This is a genomic window from Flavobacterium sediminilitoris (assembly GCF_023008245.1).
GTDB lineage: Bacteria > Bacteroidota > Bacteroidia > Flavobacteriales > Flavobacteriaceae > Flavobacterium > Flavobacterium sediminilitoris.
In genome coordinates, this window is record NZ_CP090145.1 from 3029573 (window position 1) to 3050963 (window position 21391).

At 29.6% G+C, this 21391-nt stretch carries 22 protein-coding genes; 8 read left to right on the plus strand and 14 right to left on the minus strand.

The window, feature by feature from the left end; translation table 11 throughout:
• Positions 1-129 precede the first annotated feature (129 nt).
• The 4 genes from LXD69_RS13865 to LXD69_RS13880 all read left to right on the plus strand — a co-directional run bounded on the left by LXD69_RS13865 (position 130) and on the right by LXD69_RS13880 (position 2914).
• Positions 130-759, plus strand: coding sequence for a response regulator (locus tag LXD69_RS13865; RefSeq protein ID WP_246915840.1), 630 nt, complete (start codon positions 130-132; stop codon positions 757-759).
• A 5-nt stretch (positions 760-764) separates the two neighbouring features.
• Positions 765-1472, plus strand: a complete 708-nt coding sequence (locus LXD69_RS13870; protein WP_246915841.1) for a hypothetical protein — start codon at positions 765-767, stop codon at positions 1470-1472.
• 348 nt (positions 1473-1820) lie between these two features.
• Positions 1821-2120, plus strand: a complete 300-nt coding sequence (locus LXD69_RS13875; RefSeq protein WP_246915842.1) for a hypothetical protein — start codon at positions 1821-1823, stop codon at positions 2118-2120.
• On the plus strand, positions 2120-2914 hold the full coding sequence (locus LXD69_RS13880; protein WP_246915843.1) for a sensor histidine kinase: 795 nt from the start codon (positions 2120-2122) through the stop codon (positions 2912-2914). Before LXD69_RS13875 ends, LXD69_RS13880 begins: the two co-directional genes overlap by 1 nt.
• On the opposite strand, the gene LXD69_RS13885 is transcribed toward LXD69_RS13880, so the two are convergent.
• The 11 genes from LXD69_RS13885 to LXD69_RS13935 form a co-directional block, all read right to left on the minus strand.
• Positions 2911-3711, minus strand: a complete 801-nt coding sequence (locus LXD69_RS13885; protein ID WP_246915844.1) for a TatD family hydrolase — start codon at positions 3709-3711, stop codon at positions 2911-2913. The two genes, LXD69_RS13880 and LXD69_RS13885, sit on opposite strands and share 4 nt — an antisense overlap.
• Positions 3712-3825: 114 nt before the next feature.
• The gene (locus tag LXD69_RS13890; RefSeq protein ID WP_246915845.1) at positions 3826-4281 is read right to left on the minus strand and encodes an SUKH-3 domain-containing protein; all 456 of its coding nucleotides are present in this window, start codon (positions 4279-4281) and stop codon (positions 3826-3828) included.
• A 5-nt stretch (positions 4282-4286) separates the two neighbouring features.
• Positions 4287-4970: a hypothetical protein gene (locus LXD69_RS13895; RefSeq protein ID WP_246915846.1), complete on the minus strand. Its 684-nt coding sequence runs from the start codon at positions 4968-4970 to the stop codon at positions 4287-4289.
• Positions 4971-4977: 7 nt separating this feature from the next.
• Positions 4978-5685 carry a DUF434 domain-containing protein gene (locus tag LXD69_RS13900; RefSeq protein WP_246915847.1) on the minus strand — a complete coding sequence of 236 codons (708 nt, stop codon included), beginning with the start codon at positions 5683-5685 and terminating at the stop codon, positions 4978-4980.
• A gap of 69 nt (positions 5686-5754) precedes the next feature.
• Positions 5755-6774: an RNA ligase gene (locus LXD69_RS13905; RefSeq protein WP_246915848.1), complete on the minus strand. Its 1020-nt coding sequence runs from the start codon at positions 6772-6774 to the stop codon at positions 5755-5757.
• Between the two features lie 118 nt (positions 6775-6892).
• Positions 6893-7603 (minus strand): hypothetical protein, encoded by a 711-nt coding sequence (locus tag LXD69_RS13910; protein WP_246915849.1) that lies wholly within the window; start codon positions 7601-7603, stop codon positions 6893-6895.
• 157 nt (positions 7604-7760) lie between these two features.
• Entirely contained in the window at positions 7761-8681 is a 921-nt protein-coding gene (locus LXD69_RS13915) for a phosphatase domain-containing protein (protein ID WP_262916270.1), read from the minus strand.
• Positions 8682-8848: 167 nt separating this feature from the next.
• Complete coding sequence (locus LXD69_RS13920; RefSeq protein WP_246915851.1) at positions 8849-10033, minus strand: hypothetical protein; 1185 nt, start codon at positions 10031-10033, stop codon at positions 8849-8851.
• A 150-nt stretch (positions 10034-10183) separates the two neighbouring features.
• Positions 10184-11461: a methyltransferase domain-containing protein gene (locus LXD69_RS13925; protein ID WP_246915852.1), complete on the minus strand. Its 1278-nt coding sequence runs from the start codon at positions 11459-11461 to the stop codon at positions 10184-10186.
• 79 nt (positions 11462-11540) lie between these two features.
• Positions 11541-11723, minus strand: coding sequence for a hypothetical protein (locus tag LXD69_RS13930; RefSeq protein WP_246915853.1), 183 nt, complete (start codon positions 11721-11723; stop codon positions 11541-11543).
• A 323-nt stretch (positions 11724-12046) separates the two neighbouring features.
• Positions 12047-12541, minus strand: coding sequence for a DinB family protein (locus LXD69_RS13935; RefSeq protein ID WP_045971259.1), 495 nt, complete (start codon positions 12539-12541; stop codon positions 12047-12049).
• Positions 12542-13210: 669 nt separating this feature from the next.
• On the opposite strand from LXD69_RS13935, the gene LXD69_RS13940 reads away from it, so the two are divergent.
• The gene (locus tag LXD69_RS13940) at positions 13211-14236 is read left to right on the plus strand and encodes an alkaline phosphatase D family protein (protein ID WP_246915854.1); all 1026 of its coding nucleotides are present in this window, start codon (positions 13211-13213) and stop codon (positions 14234-14236) included.
• Positions 14237-14602: 366 nt separating this feature from the next.
• Here the strand turns inward: LXD69_RS13940 and LXD69_RS13945 are convergent, their stop codons facing one another.
• From LXD69_RS13945 to LXD69_RS13955, 3 genes are all read right to left on the minus strand, one after another.
• Positions 14603-15100 carry a hypothetical protein gene (locus LXD69_RS13945; protein WP_246915855.1) on the minus strand — a complete coding sequence of 166 codons (498 nt, stop codon included), beginning with the start codon at positions 15098-15100 and terminating at the stop codon, positions 14603-14605.
• A gap of 611 nt (positions 15101-15711) precedes the next feature.
• Complete coding sequence (locus LXD69_RS13950) at positions 15712-16263, minus strand: hypothetical protein (protein ID WP_246915856.1); 552 nt, start codon at positions 16261-16263, stop codon at positions 15712-15714.
• 185 nt (positions 16264-16448) lie between these two features.
• Positions 16449-18980, minus strand: coding sequence for a zinc-dependent metalloprotease (locus LXD69_RS13955; RefSeq protein WP_246915857.1), 2532 nt, complete (start codon positions 18978-18980; stop codon positions 16449-16451).
• 207 nt (positions 18981-19187) lie between these two features.
• Here LXD69_RS13955 and LXD69_RS13960 point away from each other — a divergent pair, with 207 nt between their 5' ends.
• From LXD69_RS13960 to LXD69_RS13970, 3 genes are all read left to right on the plus strand, one after another.
• Positions 19188-19817 (plus strand): hypothetical protein, encoded by a 630-nt coding sequence (locus tag LXD69_RS13960; protein ID WP_045971248.1) that lies wholly within the window; start codon positions 19188-19190, stop codon positions 19815-19817.
• Positions 19818-19899: 82 nt separating this feature from the next.
• Positions 19900-20850 carry an NAD(P)H-dependent flavin oxidoreductase gene (locus LXD69_RS13965; RefSeq protein WP_045971246.1) on the plus strand — a complete coding sequence of 317 codons (951 nt, stop codon included), beginning with the start codon at positions 19900-19902 and terminating at the stop codon, positions 20848-20850.
• Between the two features lie 63 nt (positions 20851-20913).
• Positions 20914-21366: a DUF4442 domain-containing protein gene (locus tag LXD69_RS13970; protein WP_246915858.1), complete on the plus strand. Its 453-nt coding sequence runs from the start codon at positions 20914-20916 to the stop codon at positions 21364-21366.
• Positions 21367-21391: the final 25 nt, after the last annotated feature.

Here is a 21391-nt window from a genome sequence, read left to right on the forward strand (position 1 = left end):
CAATTCTTTTTTAAATAGTTTATTTCTTTTAAGATTTGTACATTTATTACTAATTTCCTCAATATCACCCAAAAGGGTAATTGTGTATGATTTGTTTATTGCTCAACTTTGTCCTGAAAATGTAACAACATGAAAATTAGAATTGCCATAGTAGAAGATGATAAAAACTATAACCAAGCTTTGAAGAAGATCATCGATTTTCAAAAAGATATGGAATGTGTAGCTCAATTTTATAATGGCAAAACGGCTTTATCAGAATTGGAAGATTTAGAACCAGACGTGGTTTTAATGGATATTCAATTACAAGATCTATCAGGTATTGATATTGTGTTTCAATTGACAGAAACAATGCCTAACACTACTTTTGTAATGTGTACGAGTTTTGAAAATGATGAGAAAATATTTTCAGCCTTGCGTGCAGGTGCTAGTGGTTATCTCGTAAAAGGAGAACCAATGGATAAAATTATACAAGCCATACAAGAAGCTCATAAAGGAGGTGCACCCATGAGTTTTGCGATTGCCAAACGTGTTTTACATCATTTTCAAGAATCTAAAATACAGATTCAAAGTATTGCGTTACTTACCGTAACCGAAAAAGAAGTCCTAGAATTGCTAGCACAAGGGCTGCTCTACAAAGAAATTGCCGATAAAAAGTGTGTCACCATTGACACCATTAAAAAGCATATTGGCAATATTTATAGAAAGTTGCAGGTAAACAACAAAATTGAAGCGATTAATAAGTTAAACCACAAAAAATAGAAATTATGGGTAAGCAAAAATTACAAGAGAAAAGTATTAATAAAGCATTTTTGGATATATTAAAAATTGATTTCCTTGATATCATGCCTGATGAAAGATTTCAACCAAGACATATAAGATTAGAAAACAAGAATATTAAAAACATGAAATATAATTTTTCAATCAATGCAGAAAGTTTTATTAACAAAATAATTGATTCTTATAAGAGTTTAGATGTTAAAATAAAAAATATTACAAACTACTTTAAAATCCACTTCATTGAAGATGATAATAAAAAACTTTCTATTTGTTTTTCTATTTCTTCATTAGAAAATATGGAAATAGGTGAAGAAGACATTTTTTTTAAAATTGATGGTAATGATGAATTAGAAAAACTTGAAAAAGATAATAATGGAGAAATACCATATTTTAAAAAAAGGCGTCAAGGATTTCAAGATAATTTACTAAAAGATATTAATTTAAATACTAAAATTAATGGTCAAGAAATGGAAAATACTGAAGTAATTAGTTTTAAACTTAAAGACGTTTATTTGTTTATCATTAGTCATTTTTTATTAGAAAATGATTATTCAAAGCTATATTTTCAAATGATAATTTTTGAGGAAGAATTTAGCGAAAAAAAGTATCGAAATAAATTGAGTTGTGTTGTTCGTGCAAAAAATAATTATCAAAAGCAAGGCGAAGCCTTCGATTTCGGAACTATTTACCCATAACACATGGAAATATTACAACTTTTATATTTAAGTTGTTTACTAGTAACAACAACAAAAGCACTAGTTTTGAGCTTGAAGTATTTCCTTCGAGCTCAAAACTTTTTAGTAATTTATTTAGTAATCACACTTTTTTTAGAAGTTTTTGGATTGATTAAAACCCATCTGAAACAATTTGACTATGCTATTTATTTTAATCTTTATGCTGTTTTTTGCATTATTTTCTTTAGTTTTTATTTCTCAAAGGTTTTCATTGGAATATTAAAAAAAATACTCCTAATAGTAAGTTGTATTTTATTATGCTATATCTTTTTTTATGTTGATTTTCTAAGCCAACAATTTATAACTGAATTGGGAATATTAGTTGCTCTATTTTATATTTTTAATGCTATTTTATGGTTTTATCAAAAACTAAAACTACCTGTTGAAGAAAAAATCACTAATGATCCTAACTTTTGGATTGCAACAGCTTTGCTTTTATGGAGTACGTATATTATTTTTAGATTTACACCCATGTATTTATTTGAAAAAGAGGATTTGTTTTTCTTAGGAATTTTAAGAAAAATAAGCTTAGTAGTTAATTTGGTAATGTATTTATTATTTTATATAGCTTTAGTAAAATATGGAGCTATAGCTAAAAAAGTAAACTAATGAACGAACTTCCACACGAAATAAAGCTTACCTATATCATTGCTATCATTGTAATGCTACTTTTTGTTGGGTTTATCATTATGGTGGTTTTTGTTTATAATAAAAAGCAACTGATTCAGCAGCAGGAAAATAAAATTAAAGAGAGTGAGTTCCAAAATCAATTATTACAAAAGGAATTAGAGCGTCAAAAAGCGATACAAGTAGAAAGAGAGCGTATTTCACAAGATATGCATGATGATTTAGGTGCTGGAATTTCGGCTATAAAGTTACAAGCTGAATTCTTAAAATATAAAATTAAAGAGGAAAGTTATATTGAAGATTTAGAAGCCATTATTACCACTTCGGAAGATATGAATTTGGCTATGCGAGAAATTCTTTGGAGTTTAAATTCTCAGCATGATACTATTGGTAACTTTATAGACTATACTAGTTTGTATGTTGAGCGTTTTTTAGATAAAACAGGAATAACATTACAATTGGATTCCAATATAATAGAGAGCGAAACCAATTTGCCTGTAAAAGCTAGAAGAAATCTTTTCTTAGTAGTTAAAGAAGCGGTTCATAATGTTTATAAACACAGTCAAGCAAAAAACATAAACATTCAATTTAAACAAACATCAGTTGATTTTAAGGTTGAGGTAATTGATGATGGCATTGGCTTGTCTGAGGCAATTAAAAAAGGAAATGGCTTAACCAATATGGAATTGAGAATGGAAAAAATTGATGGTAAATTTGAAATTAGTAAAACAACAAAAGGAACTCATTTGTTATTTCAATATACCTTTACAGCTTAAATCCTAAAGAAATCTTTTGCGTTTTTTGTAGTTGCCAAAGCTACTTCTTCCAAAGAAATCCCTTTAAAATGAGCAACAGTTTGTGCAACATAAGGTAGAAAAGCAGGTTCATTTCTACGTTCGTGATACTTGGTAAGACTTGTTTTAGGAACATTTTTGGGTAACATAAAAGGAGCATCGGTCTCAATCATTATTTTGTCTAATGGAACATACTTTACTACTTCTTCTAAATGAGCAAATCGTTTGGTATCGTTAATAGCTCCTGTGAAACCTAAATAAAATCCGTTATCTAGATACGTTTTGGCTTCTTGTAAAGTTCCTGTAAAACAATGTACAATTGCTTTTGGCAATTGCGGTAAATAGTCTTTAGTTACAGCCATGAAACGTGTAAAAGCAGCTCTTTCATGTAAGAAAAGCGGTTTTTGTACTTCGACTGCTAATGCTAATTGCGTTCGATAACACTTTTCTTGTTGGTCTCGTGGTGAAAAATCCCTGTCAAAATCGAGTCCGCATTCTCCAACAGCAACTACGTGTGGTAATTGTACTAATTTTCGAAGCTCTGAAATACTTTGGTTATTAAAACTTTTAGCATCATGCGGATGAATGCCAGCGGTTGAAAATAGGGTAGAAGGGTATTCTTTTGCTATTGTAGCTGCTGTTTTACTACCCTGTACACTTGTTCCTGTCAGTATCATTTGCGATACGTCATTGTCTAAAGCATTTTGAATGATAGTGTCTGTATCATTCTGGAATTGCCTATTTGTTAGGTTGATTCCGATGTCTATGTAATTCTTCATATTTATTATTTTATATTTTATATCTGACAGGTTTTTAAAACCTGTCAGATATAGTTGCAACAAATATTAGTAGGAAGTACGCAATTATTTTACGTTGATACAATATTTAATAAATTATTCTAAATTAGTCCATTCTTTGTTTTGGAAATCCCAATATAATTGATTTTTAAAATTCATTTCCAATAAAAATTCAAATCCTTCTTGTAAAGAATTACCTAATTTAGAGAGCATTTCATCGTATAAATAAATAGTTAAATTGTTATCACATAAGATCATGGTATTTTCTTTTAACCAATCTCCAATTTTATATAATTCAACATCGCATAAGTTTTTAAAAATTATAGTTTGATTTTTTAATAATCTAGTAGAAAAATCATATTCGTTAAAATGATCACTTTCATAAGGTTTTAAAATTAAATCTCCATATTCAAATAAAAAATTTCTAATGGTTTCTGGAAAATGTTTCAAATCTTTTACTTTTAAATATCGATTACTTATATCTCTATTTTCATACCAACCTGCTTTTATAAAAGATGTTTTTAATTTTTCATTTAATATAATCTTTTCCATTTTATTTACTCATTTAAAAATTGTTCCAGAAAACCTATAAATTGCTTTCCATCGCTACTCCATCGCATGCCTTGTCCGTTTGCAATTCTAATTTCGTAAACTAAACCGTGTTTGTAATGAAAAAAAACATTCCACCAAGTTTGATTTTCTATAATATAATCAATTTGCTTCTTTATCGTAATTTCTTTTTCTTTCTGATTACCTTTTAAAGTTTCGAAAATGCTTTCTGGATAACGACCTACATGCTTTTCCCAAGCTTTTACTACTACTGTTGTTTCTTTGTTTAAAGGTAGAAAGCAACTCTCTAATAGTATATTTCGCAAAGGAGGAATAGCTGTTTCATCTTGCATACTTGCAGAAGTAATACGTTGCCCCATGAGTAATAACAATTCTTTAAAAGGAGTTTTTTCAAGTAGTTGACTAACAATTTTTGGTTCAACAAACTCATTTTCATTAGCAAACACCTTTTTAAATTGGTTCAAAGCTTTTGCAAAATCTTGTTGTATTTCTTCTTCAAAATAGGGCAATCTGGTTTCGCTTGATGTCGAGTTTAATTGAATAAACAATTGTTTGGCAAAAAAAGACATCATCTCATCTTGTAGAAGAGCTTGATGTTTTATCGCCCAATCTTCTGAAATAAAGGCCTTTGCTGCTACCAGTGTTTTATGTAAGTTTTCTTGGGTGATCATTATCTGGTTAAAAAATCGTTTTACTGTCTATTTTTGTTTCAATTAAATAGGATGTCAAATTAAACCAATTAATTGCTTTATCCAAAACAATTCCGTCAGAAGAAGCTACTATTTGATTGGAGTTTACAAGGGCTTGATCGGCATTATCTTCTAAGATTACTTGCCAATTTAAATTATGGTCTGACGCTTTAGCTTCTATTTTAGCTTTAATTCGTCCACTGTTTGAAACTTGTTTATCGAAAATCCAAACGAGTCGCTGTAATTTACTTTCATTGTAAAAATGTACTACTAAATCAATAGCCTTTTCGGTTTGACTGACGGTTTTATAATTCCCATGAACGCTCGATAAATCGCGATAACAAGTATCTTGTCCTTTGAAAATGTATCCATTAGACAAGGTACTTTCTAATAAAATTAGAATATTGAATCCATCGATTACTAGTGTTTTGTTTTCCAAGGTCTCAAATACTACTTCTTTTGCTTTACGAATTCTTAATTGTTCGTTAGAAGCACTCATGCCTTGTACAGCTTTTTGTTGGCGACTGGCTAATTTATAACGTGTTCCTACAGTAAACAAGGCATTTTTCTCAGAATAACCTCTGGTTAATAGATAATTCATATCGACTAGGGCTTCTTTTAGGCTTTCTTTGAATTTGGGTGTGCCAAAAAAGAAATCGTCTTTGGCTTCTTTTCCTCTATTGCTTTGTTTTGACATGATTGTTTACTATTCTATGGTTGCAATTGAAATACAATAAGGTATTTTATGAATGATAATTTTCTTTTTTTATTCCTCTTCACTATTCATAAATGGTTTTTCAAAAGTAGGACGAATTCTTTTCCAAATTTCGTGATCGTAACTTTTGTTATCGAGCATTAAAAACAAAACTGCTGGAAATTGACAAGTATAAAAATAAACTGCTGTCTCTTTACGTGTTTCTAATATTTTAAAATCGTTTTTGCATTGTTCTTCAATTACTTGAAACTCTTTATTTAAAGTTTTAATTACATTTTTTACCCAGTTAAAAAACTCGTCTGGAACGTGCTCTAGCATAGCATCTAAAGGTTGTTTTTCTTTTAGATGTTCCCAAATATCAATACTTGTTAGTTGAGTAATAATACGATGCAAACGAACGTATTCATCAAATTTCACTTTCAATCGGAAACCGTTTTCAAACTTAATAACAAAACCTTCTTTGTTGTCATTTTGCAAACTTTTTAAAAAGGCAATATCTTTGATTCCATCATATTTTTCAACAATTGGGAAACCAATGTCTTCTAAAGGCAATTCTACACCTGTTTGCGTATCAATGATACCTAATAAAACCAAAGCTTCTGTAGCACCATAATCTAAAACAATTCTATTTTCTGGATAAATAATTTCAAAAAGGTAGGTTTTGGATGTATCTAAACGTGACCAAATTTCTTTATAAGTCGAATGTAACATTTCCGTTGCTTTAATGGCTTGATCGCTTGTAAAGGAGCCTCTACTCGCTATATATGGTTTTTTTTCAATCCAATATAAAATACCTAATGAACCATCCATTTTGTCATACACTTCAAAAGAGGTCTTTGGAATTTCTACACCTTCTTGTTCGCCCAAATTAAAAAACTTAGGAAAAGGTCTCGCAACAATATTTTGATTACCATCCATAATAATGCCACGACAGGCTAAGGTTACTTCGTTCCAAAGTTTTTCAAACTGTGTTGTTTGAGTATAGTTATAGATGTACAAATCCTGCTCAGGATGTTTGTTGCTCTTGATATAACCTTCTAAAATCATTTGGTTTAATAACGTAGTATTCATTTCTTATTATTTTACGGTACAAAGATGAAATACATGTACGTAATTATTTTGCGTAATACTTCAACGGATTAAAATCACGTTGCTACAATATGGGTCGTCTCTACGAGACTTGTATGTTTTAAAGTTCTGCGGTGACTTTCATTTTTGGTACTTCCACTTCAATAACAGCAATGAATTGAGTAACAAATTGTTGAATTGTTTCCATCTTTGTATTGGGTAATCGTTTTAAAAAAGGTTCTAATTCTGGAAAATAGGCAACAATTTCTTGCTTACTATACACTTCTACACCGTCATATAAAGCAAGTGTTTGCCCCAATTGAAAAGCCATTGACTTTTTTAAATCTAAAGCATTACTTCCTTTACCAAAATCTTCAACTGTATTAAAATCAATTGTTTTCAAGGCTTCTATTTTAACATAAATATCTTGTTTTAGAGACTGTTTTACGATTGTTCTGTATTGTGTTTTAGAGATAAAGGATAACAACATTCGCAAACAACGAATCATTTTCAAGTGAATATCTCGTTTTACAACATTAGTAATTCGATTATCAAAATCTTGTTGGTGCAAATGAAAAGTTCTTAGAATAGCATTGTTCAATTCGTCCGCTGTTCCTTTGTAAACCTGAATAATTTGACCGTTTTCACAAACCGCAAGATTGGCATTGATTGTTTTGGTTGGATATTTTTCAACTAATTGAGCGCTTAATTTTTTACTTAAAGCTAATTTATTAGCAATGGTTTCTGGCATTTTCTCAATGAAGAAAACCACATCACAATCTAATGAATCGACAGAACCGAAAAAATGATAAGGAGAATTAGTATTTTTCATGAGATGCTTAATTTTCACACTCAAACTTGTCATGCTGGAAGCATCTCATTAGTTGCTCACATATTTGTTTGCGGAATTACTAATGAGACCCTTACAGGGTGACAAGATTGTGTCATAATACCTGTTAGGGTTTTGAAACCTGACAGGTGTAAAGTTTTTAAAAATTCCCGTAATATACTTGGAAACAAGGTAGTTTTAAATCATTTCTCCACATATCAACTACTTGGTTTCTATCGTCTAATACAAATTCGATGAAATATTTGTTACGAATTTCGGTATCGAATAATTCCGTTTTAATTACGCTATCTTTTCGGCTGTCTTTACTTTTTCGCATGAATAAATGATCGTATTCAATGTTGTATTTTTCCAAAAATCGTAACGTAGGTTCTTTGTATTTATCTTCTCTTCCTGAAAGTAAAATAATTGTATGTCCTATGTTTTTATAATTTTTTAAGATATTCGCAACGGGTTCATTCAACAAATCTTCATCACATTTACTAGCATCAAAAGGGTTTCTTCCGTTCATTAAGGCTAATGTTCCATCTAAATCACAAATTATAGCTTTTGGTAATGAAGTATCTTGCGCTCCGTATTCTAAATCTTTTCGTCTAATTTTTTTTATTGGTTCGAAATCGAAATTCGTTTTCAGGTTTTCCAATTGTTTGAACATGTTTTCAATAACTGGTTTTGGTACTACTCGAGTACGTTTTGCGTTACGATCTAACAGTTCGTCTAAAGGAACGTCAAACAATTTGAATTCAATGTTGGCTAAATCACTATATTCTTTAATGGCTGTCTTGATATAGTCTTTTTTGGTATGACAATTATCCAAAACTACATTCCAGCCGTTAGATAATAGCGTTTTCACTTGCTCATGAACCATTTTAGTAATCATTTTCTCTACAGTATCATCTGTTTTTTCCTGGAATTGTGAAAATCGGATTTCATCTCGACTTACTCGAAATGTTTTTGGCTCTGATTTTACAAGCCATTCGGCAAACGTACTTTTTCCAGATGCTGGACAACCTATTAGTAGTGTTAGTTTTGGTGTTTTTTTCATTTTATATTTTTTTTGAATACGAATTGTACTTCTTATTCATGTTATTCTTTTATTTTTAAATTTCCTCGATTTACGTCACTTCGAGTGCGAAGCGTATCGAGAAGTTTTGTATTCATTACACGAGTTCTCGATACATTTCTATTCCGTTACACTCCACAAAATACTCGAACTGAAGTTAAAAAAAGCTATAATCTTGGATCTAACGTTTTTTCAATTTCTTCGTTATTGATTCGTTTTAACAACAATAATTTCATTAAATAGTTCTCTGCATTCAAGGATTTATATGGAATTTCTAACATTTGTTGGTTAATTTCCCAACCATTGATAGACTGTTCTAATTTTCTTTTGATGTTCCTGCGTTCTAAATAATAGTCAAAATTAGCATTAAAATTGATTCCGTAAATCATCGTGAGATAATTGTTGTTTCTTACTTTAAAGCAAGGTGGCAATCCTTTTACATAACTTTTCGCTGGTTTTATCATAATACCTTCCTCGTTTTCAGTAGTTAACGTATTAAAAAAATCATATATTTTAGCTAAATTATCGGCTTCATTTTCGGGTGTAAAATTCAAATGTAAAAAGACATCGTCATTTACTAATGTATAGGTTAAATTACTATTCGGAAGCGTTTCTTTACCGTCATTATGTACTACTTTTAAAATATTGAAGGGTTTAAAATGTAAACTATCTTCTTTACCAAACGTATCAATTTGTTTTTTAAAAATGGCTAATGATTCCTTTTGTTTTGGAATATCGACTACTTTCAAATTAGCAATAGCATCGTATTGTCTTATAACGTGACTTGGATATTTTTCTTTTAACTCTTTATTTTTCAATACTTTATTGTCTTCAAGATACTTAATATAGCTTTCTGAAGCTTTAACTGTATTAATTTTACGATACAAATTACTATTTTCTAAATAATTGGTATGTGTTTCCAAAGCGTCATGATAGGCATTGTATTCTCTTTCGATTAATCCACCTCCTAAAATGCTCCATGGCAATAATTCTGAAGCGATAATTAGCGTATCAAAATCAGGATATTGAATTAGCATTTTTTGGTGTAGCTCTTTCAAACTATTTTTAGCTATTTCCAAATCGATATGTTCTATTTTATGACCGTTTCTAGAAATAAAATAGGTGTCTGCTAAATTCCGTTTTAGATAAATACTACAATACGAACCCATGTACTTTTTTTGTACTACAATTTCGGTTTGATTTTCACGCAAGAAGAATTTTACTGCTTGCCGAATGCTTTCTATTTCGCTACTCTCCATATATTTCGGAGCTGGTGAAATGGTTGGTGCAAAATCGTTTATTTGATTGTTACTGAACCATTCTATTCTTTTTTTTATTTTTATGTCGATCATTTTTTAGTGATTAGTGATGTTGTTATTATTTATATGCTACGTCACTTCGAGTGCGAAGCGTATCGAGAAGTTTTTTTCAGTTCACGAGTTCTCGATACATTTTTAATTCCACTTTGTTTCATTAAAAACACTCGAACTGACGTCCTAAATTTACTGTTTGTAAACAATCATGGCGCTTGTTGGATAAACTCCGTTAACGCAATCTCCAATGCCATGATATTCCGTTTTATTTGGAAATATCGAAGCGATTAAGTTGATGAATTCTTGTTTCGTTAATTCGAAATCGTGGTCGTCATGACGAAATTCTTCTGTCATTTCATAGTTTACGTTGAATTCGCTATTAGGAGTCGTGATAAACAAGGTTGTAAAATGAATGTTCTCTTTTATCCAATACAACAATTCCGTAGCTTCTTCTAATGTATTGTGTTCGATAACTTCACTCAAGATTACTTGTCCTTCAAAACCAATTAAGTCTTCTTTATTGGCTATCCAATGCAAGTTCTCTACATTTTCATAGCCAATTATTTTATCTACGGTGTCTTCAAAATCCTCTTCATCGTGTGCCAAATATTCTGCTGTGAAACCACTTTTACGTAATTTCTTGAAATATTGTAAGTTTCCACATCCAAAATCTAAAACAGCTTCGTTATTCTCAATTCTATTGCAAATAAATTCTTTACGAGATTGATGCGTATCGGTAAAAACAAACTGAATTGTGTTGTTAAAATAAGCTTCTAATTGCGGTTTGAAGGTTCTAAACTGTTCTGGTGAACGCATTAATCGTTTGATGAACAAATAATACACAAAATAAGGAACATTTGGTAAATTAGCCAATATTGTAATGTGCTTTTGAATGAAATAATCATCAATGTACATGTACTCAGAATGTTTATTGGTAAAATGACAAAACAATGCGACAACCGAAAACTTATGCAAGGTTTCTCTAATGGTTTTGCCATCTACTTTCAAACTATAATTGTTTCCAATTTTTGGTACAACCGAAATACCCTCAATGTATTTGGATAACAAGAATGTTCCATTTTTATACCAACCCGAATCGATAAAAAAAGTAGGTACTACTACATTTGCTGGTAAAGTATCCATTTCAGCATAGGTTTTTCCCAACCAAGACAAAGTTGTGTTTTCTAATGTTTCGTTGCTTTTGAACAAATGATTGAAAAATTCCGTTGCCATGTTCAATGCCAATAACGGACTGCAATAGCTTTGAAAATCGATTGGATTGTCTTCGTCTGGTAAATAGCTGTTTTTGGTATCTTGAAACAAACAGTGGTATTCGTTTACACTCACTGCATTTCCAATTAAGACACCATTACGCAATTCTTTACAATATAGACCTAAATCGGTTGCAGGATTTTTGTAAAGTATGTCTAGTAAATGATTGTTTTTAGATTGTATAATAATTTGCATAACCTTTGTTTTTTATTTCTGATACAAAGGTGGAGTAGTAGTGCGTAGTTATTTTGCGTAGATGATTTGGGAATTGTTTTTAATTCAAAAGTTTGTTGAAAGATGAAAAATTAGTATTTTTAATTTGTTTTATTTCGATATCCAATGCTTTTATAATTTCTAATTTTTCTTTTGACCAAAGGAATTGAATGCTTTTTTCATTTATATTTACTAATGCAAACCATTCTTCATGCCAAAAATCAAAACTAGAATCTAAAATCAATCAAATTGATTTTAGATTCTAGTTTTAAGTATGTTTTTTAACTCTGATTCTTTCTTGAAATCTTCTGTTTGATAAATATAATAAAGTACAATTTTCTTGAATGCAGTTCCCAACTTAACTTATATTTATTCGCATATTCTGTAATTTGACCTGGCCAACCTGTTGCTTGTTTTTTAATCTTATATTGAGTAGAAAGTAATTTACTTATTACCCCAGAAAGTTGACATTCATCTTCTGTTCCTAGTTGATAGGCCTAATACAAAAGCAGTAAATGTTTCTTTAGATTTATTTTTTACAAACATTACTGTTAGTAGTTCGGTTTTTTACTTATTTTTTAATATTCTATTTAAAATTGCTATTTGTCCGTTATGCCAAGATTGGTGCTTTGCTAATGTCGTTAATGCTTCATATTTAGTTTTTGCACTTGGATTTGGGATTTCAGTTACATTATTTAATTCTTCAATTTTAACTTTATTTATTTCAAGATAAATTAGTTCAAAGATAAACTCATATAATTTCAATAGTTCTTCATTATTTGGCTTTTCATCTAAAAACATATTTGGAGTTGAATTTGGTCCATAAAATTTTATGAAATTTTGCATATTAATTCTTTCTCTGACTTTTTCATTTGCTCCTGAAATAGAAGCTATTCCGTGCAAATAGTTTGCTAAAATTAAATGCCCAATCTGCCAATTCATATTAGTTTCAAGTATCTTTGGAGAAATTTTCCAATCTTGTAAATCAATAATCTTAATTAAATTGTCTGTATTTTCTTTCACAGAAATGATTTGGTTTTTTATTATTTCAATTATATTCATTTTTTTGTTTGATTTATTTAAGGCTCGATATTTTAAGTTTATCGCTAACGTTTTGGCACTTGTTACAGTTGCATAAAATTATAACAAAAGTTTACAAGTACAAAATTAATCGTGGAATTTTCATAGCCTCGAATTAATCACAAGATAACTATCTGTTAAGCGTAAATACTAATATTCTCCTACTTTCGTAAGTACTAATGTCTTTTTCTAACATTTTTGAAACATCAAATATAAATGGTAATTGTACTCTATCTTTAAGATGTTTTTAGTTCTACGAATGAATGGTTTAGTTCTACTGAATTGAATTATCTTTTTTATTATTATAAATCTAATCGTTCTAATTTAAGCATGCAATAGATATAAATACTTTTTTTCGTGATATTTTTTTAAAAAAATATAATTTTGCCACAGAAAGCGTAACAATTTTAAAAATAAAATGCGTTTTGTCACAAAAAGTGTGACAATCTTAAAATAAAAATATATTTTGTCACAAAAAGTTTGGCGTTTTTGAAAAAAAATTAGAATTGCCACAGTGTTGAAGTTGTATGTAGAAAATGTTTTGGGCTGTAATTAGTTTTTTATAATTGCAGTTAGCGGTAAATTAATATTCTTTTAATACCAAGCTGAATTGTAAATGTTATTTTTGTACTATAAAATAATATTCCAAAAATGAAATTAGCACTTCAATTTTTATCACTTCTCTTTTTAGTAGTTCCTTTTTCAATATATGGACAAGATGAAACCCAATCCGATTTTACAATTGCGTTTGGTTCTTGTAATAAGCACAGTGTAGAGAATCTTTTGTGGGATGATGTTCTAAACACAAAACCAGATGTATGGATTTGGGGAGGCGATATTGTTTATGCTGACACCGATAATATGATTAAGCTAAAAAAAATATATGATGCTCAAAATGCAGTGAAAACTTATCAAGAATTAAAAGTAACGGTTCCTGTAATTGGCACATGGGACGATCATGATTATGGTTTAAACGATGGAGGAATAGAATTTACAGCTAAAAAAGAAAGTCAGCAAGCTTTTTTAGATTTTATGGATGTTGCCAAAGATAGCCCAAGACGCCAACAAGAAGGTGTTTATGCTGTACACGATTACACATTAGAAGAAGGAACAATAAAAGTCCTAGTTTTGGACACACGCTATTTTAGAACGTCTCTAACTAAAGATACTGCAACTAGAAAACGATTCAAACCTAATGTCTATGGTGAAGGAACCATTTTGGGTGCAACCCAATGGAAATGGTTAGAGGATCAATTAAAAAATAGTACAGCCGATTTTAATGTTATTGTGAGTAGTATTCAAGTATTTTCTAATGAACATGGTTATGAAACTTGGGGTAATTTTCCACATGAAGTTGATAAATTAGAACGCTTATTGGTGGATTCGAATGCTAAAGGAGTTATTCTTTTATCGGGTGACCGACATATTTCAGAATTTTCTAAAAAAGAAGTGAATGGTTTGTCCTATCCTGTAATTGATTTCACGAGTAGTGGTTTGACACATTCAAGTACCAATTTTTCGGGAGAACCTAATTCGTTTCGAATAGGAGAGGTGGTAACATCAAAAAGTTTTGGTACGTTAAAGTTTGATTTTAAGAGCAAACAAGTTGTTTTTAAAATTATTGGAAATGATGGATTTGTTTTGGGAGAATTGAAGCAAAAATACCCATCGAATTAATAGTAATTTCAAACACTAATTCCACTAATTATCACGAACTATTTTATAAAAAATAGTGAAATTATTATTTAATAGCAAAAAGACTATAATTAATACCTTTTTGCTATTGTTTAATATAAAAGCCTTAAAGTTAATTTTTAAAGTTTGATAGATATAGTAAAAGAGAAACTCAAAACCTTAACCACAATCTTGTTTTGCTGAAAGCATCCTATTTGTAACTTAAAAAAGAAGTAAAATTCGCAAAGTGAAACGGGGCATGTCATTGCCAGAGTCGAACTGGATAGTCTTGCTGGTTTTACAACTTCACTATTCCTCCCCAAATGTGGACGAAGTATCACTTTGCTACGACATTCTTTTATTTAGTAATTAGTTATTTATAATATTGAGTACTTTATTTTCTTTAATGACTTTATCAACAAATTCAATGATTATTGGATAAAAATTGGTTAAAAACAAATCAATATTCTCATTATTTTTAGAGTTTTTAATTACCTCCATTGCATTTTTAAAATCTATAGCATCTATTATTGAATTTGGATTAATATCATCATTATCCCATCCTTTACATTCATTAAAATCCTTTAGGAATTTAGGCAATGATTTGTATGCATCTTCGGTAATTCCATCAAAGTACCAATTAGACAAATAATTTTCAAATTCACCATCTTCAAAATGTATTGCTAATTTTTCATTTTCAAATTCTGCCCAAATAAACTTATCTCTAGCTCCGCAACATTGGTAAGCTTCGCAAATTGGACATTGTACTAAATTTTCATTAAAACGAGCAATAATTTTTAACTCATATTTGAATTCTTGATTATTTATAGTACAAGAATAATTATAAGTTTCATTGTCTACTTTCATTTTTTCAAATTTTATTTTTAGAAAAAGACTGAATATTACTTTCACAATAACAACAACTTAAATAGTAAAAATCCTTCTTCCTACTTCTAACTTCCATCTTAATAAAATCAAGGTAATATTCGAAAAGATACTATTGCAGTGTGTTACCATTACACCATTCCTCTCGGAATCAGGATTCGAACCTGAATTACTGAAACCTTAATCGAAGTAATTCTTTTCTACGACACTTGATATTTTTAGTATTTAGTTTAATTCTTAATTTAAAATAAAGAGGCAAAAAATGTAAAAAGATGGTCTAAGTAGGAATCGAAGGAACTCTTTTACCACGGCACTCTTTGGTTATAAGATTAATAGTCTAAAGGTGTTTTAATTTCTATCTTGGAACGAAGGAACACTCTTTATAACGACATCTTATATTTTATACTACAAATGTAGTTTTCTACTACGCAACTATTTTACGCTAGTCATTTAAAAACAAGGCAAAAAGCAAAAAGAGACTGTGATAGTGTTTTAATTAAACTAATAGTTAGTACTAACTATATGGCTCTACTTATAACTCTAGTGGGAAAAGCGAAGTAACTCTCTTTTACGGCACTTGTTTTAATTTTTCTTTATTTTGTTGAATTTTGAATTAATTCTTTCATAACTTTCATTTCATGTGAGTCTTTCCATTCTTCTAAAAGATAGTTATAATACCCTATGTTTATTGCTATCTTATTAATTGATTCGAAAGGCATATATGGAAATCTCTTTAAAAAATCAATATTATCCCATATTATTAAAGTTTGATCTTTACTAATCTTAATTAGTATTTGAAGTCTTTTTTCATAAGTATACCTTTTTTGTAAACCTCTAACTTTTAAATCTTCAAATAATCCATTTCCACAGGAACCATTAATAATACTGAGAGTAAACAATTCAATTTGATTCAGCGTCCAATTTTCAAGATCTTTCTCTAACATTTCCCAATCGAAATCACTAAAATTTCTTTCTAAAATTCCAACAACATCGTTGCAACCGTGGTCTTCATTCCACCAATCGCTATCAACGTTCTCTTTTTCTAAAATATATGAATACAGTAATAATACAGAACTGTTGTCACTTTTTGTTTTAAAATTATCCTTATATTTTAGTTTTAGAATATTTAGTTTCTCAGTCTCCATTTTATAAAATTTAACAGTACAAATATTCAAAACGGAGTACGTAATTATTTCGCGTAGTAAAAATTATAATAAAAATATTTTTATTATAATTGTAGATTATTGATTTGTAGTGTGTTTTTTTGTTGCTAATAATGAAAAAACCGCTTCATAAAAATGAAACGGTTTAAAATGGATGTGTTTTTAAATTATTTAGGATTTAAAGCAGTATCTATTCTTGAAACTAAATCTTGTAAGTGAAACTTGCTTAATCTGTCACTAGTTAGACTAGCGGCTACTTTTAATTGAGATTTTAGTTCTGTTAACTGACCTCTTGCAATTGAAGGGATATCTGTTTCGCTTAATTTTATAGTTTTTCTATTAAATCTTGCTGTTGCTTTTTTATCAATATCTAATGCTTTAATAACATTTTCAACAAAAAGTTTTTGTAAGTTTCTTCTATAAATATCAATAGGAGCGTTAGTTTTTACTTCTGAGAAAATTCCTTTTCTTAAATCGCTCATTAATTCATCTACTGAATAATTTTTTTTGCTTAGAGATGATGTTTCAATTAATCGAACTAATCTATCTCCATCTAATAAACTAGAAAGGGTTCTATCTTGAAGGCTTTTTATAGCTTCAACACCATTATCTGGATTTATCTTGGCTAATATGTTTTGGTCTAATAACCATGTTGGTGTTGTAAATAATTGTTCATTTAAGAATGATACAGCATCATTTTGAATACTTGAAGGTACTACTTCATATAAATCGCCTTCCATATCATAGGTTTTTGGTGTTTCATAAATTCCACCTACGTTTTTTGTAACGTGTCCCATATATCTTCTAAACTGACCTACTAATGAACCGTATAATCCTTCTAATTCTGAATAATCTTCGCCATCTTCTTTACTCCATTCTATTAAATTTGGTAAAATTCTTTTTAGGTTTTTAATACCATATTCTGAAGCTTTCATAGCATCGTCTCCTAAATCCTCTGTTTGATATCTTGGATCATACGGACTTGTTTCTGTACCAAACCATAGACGACGATTTTTGTAAGCGTCTTTGGTCATTTCATTAAGTTTAGCTTTTTCTTCATCTTCATTTTTAGCTCCATCAAAATATGAATAACCCCATTTGATTGCCCATTTGTCATAATCTCCAATTCTTGGAAATAAATCAGTTACACCGTCTTCTGGTTGAGCAACATAATTGAAACGTGCATAATCCATGATAGACGAAGTGTGTCCGTTTGCTTTTTGGAAATCTTTATCTCTTAATTTTTCAACAGGAGTTGCAAAACTAGCACCCATATTGTGACGTAGTCCCAGCGTATGACCCACTTCATGTGATGAAACAAATCGGATAAGTTCCCCCATTAGTTTATCATCAAATGTTTTATTTCTTGCTGCTGGATCTACTGCTGCTGTTTGAATTAAATACCAATCGCGTAATAAGCTCATGATATTATGATACCAACCAATGTGACTTTCTAGTATTTCTCCTGTTCTTGGATCGTGAACATTAGGACCGTACGCATTTTGAATGTCAGCTGCAAAGTATCTTAAAACTGAGAAGCGAGCATCTTCTAAGCTCATCGTCGGATCGTTTTCTGGCCAATATTCTCCACGAATTGCATTTTTCCAACCTGCAAATTCAAATGCTTCTTGCCAATCGTCGATTCCTGCTTTGATATAAGATCTCCATTTTTCAGGTGTTGCAGGGTCAATATAGTATACAATAGGTTTTTTAGGTTCAATTAATTCACCATTTTTTTGTCTTTGCGCATCTTCTTCAGATTTGGGTTCTAATCTCCATCTTACTGCAAAAACTTCTTTATCTGATTTTAATGATTCTTCTTCAAATACATCATAATGATTTGCAAAATATCCAACACGTTTGTCAAAAGCTCTTTTACGCATTGGTTTTTCTGGTAATAATAGCATTGAAGTGTTTAGTTCTAGTGTAACAACTCCTGCATCTAAACCAGAAGGTAGATTTACTCCAATTTTTGGTGTTGGAGTTCTTGAAATTCTTTGTGGTTCTGTAGAGAATGTTTTTACAGTTCTAATTTCAGTGTTTATAGGAAAACTTTTGATATCTTGTATAAAAGATTTATCTTTTTGAAATGACTGAATGCTTAATAATTGTTTGTTAACAGGGCTTAATGAGAAGGTTTGTACATCTGCATCAAAAGTAGCGTTCATATCTATAACGTATCCTGTATTTTCTTTTCCTGATCCATCTTTTTTGAAAGCTAAGATTTCGTAATTTCCAATGATAGGATTTGAACTTGAGTTTCTTACTGCTTTTGTAATAGGTTTGTCTTCATCTGGAGTCATAATTACATAAGTAATAGAACGTAAAAGAATGGTGTTATTCAGTCCTTTTTCAAATTTTACTACTTGTCTGTTTATTTCTTCTCCACCAAATATTCCTCCACCAGCTGGTGTTTTTGAATAACGAGTAATGGTCATTATTTCTTTTCCAATAAGAGAATCTGAAATTTCAAAGAGGAATTTATCTCCTATTTTATGAACATCGATTAATCCTTTTTGAGTTATAGCCGTTGAATCAATTACTTTATTATAAGGTTTTGGTCCTTTTTTTTCTTCAGGCTTTTTTACTTGTGCGGTTGCTGTTTCTTTTGATTTTTTTTTGTTTCGTTTTTGGGAGTATCCTTCAATACTACATAACAAAAGCAAACATGTTGAAATTAGCGTAATTTTTTTAAACATAATTTTTTGGTTATTAACTTTAGATTTGATAGTAGCCAAATTTATTTTAAAAACTTTACATTTTTATTTTTCTCTTTAAATTATTAGATATATTTAACATTTCAGTTTATTTTGAGCTTAAAATTTGAGTTATTGTTAAATTTATTGTAATTTTTTAATGTATTTGTGATTTCTTTTTTTGTACATTGGCGTCTTAAAAATTGAAAAATGAGAAAAATAATTTTGCTTTTATTACTTACTGTAACATCATTAGGCTATAGTCAAAAGAAGAAAACATCAAAGAAAACAACATCAACATCAAAATCAGTATTAGCAAAATTAGATAATCTTTCTGCTGAAATTATTACAGATAAAAAAGGTAAGAAGCTAGTTTTATTTGTAACAAACGGTTCTTCAAAAGATACTTTAGAATTGAAAAAAATAGAATCAGTTGTTTTTAATCCTTTAAATTTTACTATAAAATCATTTACTACAAATGGTGTAAAATTATATTGTTTAAATTGGCAAGAGAAGAATGCTATTGAAACAAAAGTTAAAAAAGAAAATCAAGATATAATGGAGTCTCAGATTTGGAATATTGAAAGTAAGGAATTATTAATTGGAAATACTCAAAAATCGAGTCATATTATTGAAACTGTTTTTTTAGATAAAAATAGAACAGCATCCGAAACACAAGAAAGAAACAGAAAAGAAGGTTTTGAGTTTGTTTTGTTACCAAATGGTGATGTGAATTTAAAAAATAAAACACAAAATAATACGTATAGTTTTCAAAATTCTTCAATGAAGTATGTAATCAATAAGGCAGCAGCTAGTAAGGCTACAAAAAAGAGGAGATAATATTTTTTAGGAATAAATTAAAATAGTATGCATGCATAGTAATTAATAATCTTTTCTTATATTTGAATCAAATAAATTTAAAATGGGAAAATCAGATTTAAAAACACTTTTAGGGATAAAATATCCAATTATTATGGCTCCAATGTTTTTAGTATCCAATACTAAAATGGTGATTGAAGGAATGAAAAGTGGTATTGCAGGTTGTATTCCCGCATTGAATTATAGAACATTAGAAGAACTAAGAGCTTCTATAAAAGAATTAAAAGCCGCAAAAGTTGAAGGTGGAAGTTTTGGATATAATTTAATTGTAAATAAATCAAATGTAAAATATAAAGAACAACTTAGAGTGTTATGTGAAGAAGGAGTAGATTTTATTATAACTTCTCTAGGTAGTCCAGAAGAAACAATTAAAGAAGCACATAAAGTAGGAATTAAAGTTTTTTGTGATGTAACCGATTTAGCTTTTGCAAAAAAAGTAGAAAGTTTGAATGCGGATGCATTAATTGCAGTAAATAATGTAGCAGGTGGGCATAGAGGAAATATTGAACCAAGTGAATTAATCAAACAACTTAACGAAGGAACTACTTTGCCTGTAATTTCTGCTGGTGGAGTAGGAAACAAGCAAGATTTTGAGTCTATGTTAAGCTATGGTGCTATTGGTGTTTCTGTAGGAAGTCCGTTTATAGCTTCAATTGAAGCAGGAGTTTCAGATGAATATAAGCAAGCTTGTGTAGATTATGGAGCTAAAGATATTGTAATGACAGAGCGTATTTCAGGTACGCCTTGTACTGTAATTAATACTCCTTATGTACAAAAAGTAGGAACAAGACAAAGTTGGTTAGAACGTATATTGAATAAAAATAAATCATTAAAAAAATGGGTTAAAATGGTTCGTTTTTATATTGGAATGAAGGCAACGGAAAAAGCAGCTACGCAAGTAACGTATAAAACAGTTTGGGTTGCTGGACCAAGTATTGAACACACAAAAGCGATTTTACCGGTCAAAGATATTGTTGCCAATTTAACCGTATAAAAAATGTATGATGCTGTTTTTATATTTTTAAATCGTTTTTTTAAGAAGTCTACATTATTTAAAATGATGTTTAATATTTCTCCAATGTATCGAAGAAGTTGTGGAAAAATATTTTTTGTATCAGATGATTTACATGTTGTAAAAATTAAAATTCCTTTAACTTATAAAAATAAGAATTATGTAGGTTCTATGTTTGGAGGAAGTTTATTTTCTGCTACAGATCCTATTTATATGATTCAATTAATGCAAATTTTAGGAAAAGAGTATGTGGTTTGGGATAAATCAACAGAAATTCGATTTAAAAGACCTGTATATGCTAATGCTTTTGTGACTTTTGAATTTACAAAGGAAGAAATTGCTGAAATCAAAGAGCTAGTAAATGAAAAACAAGAAATAGATGTAGTGAAACAGTTAAATATTTCCAATGGGAAAGATATCGTTTTTACGACATTAGATAAAACTATTTACATTAGTACTAAGGCATTTTACAAACAAAAAAGAGCAAAAAGGGATTAAAAAAGTCATTTTATTTTTAAGAAAA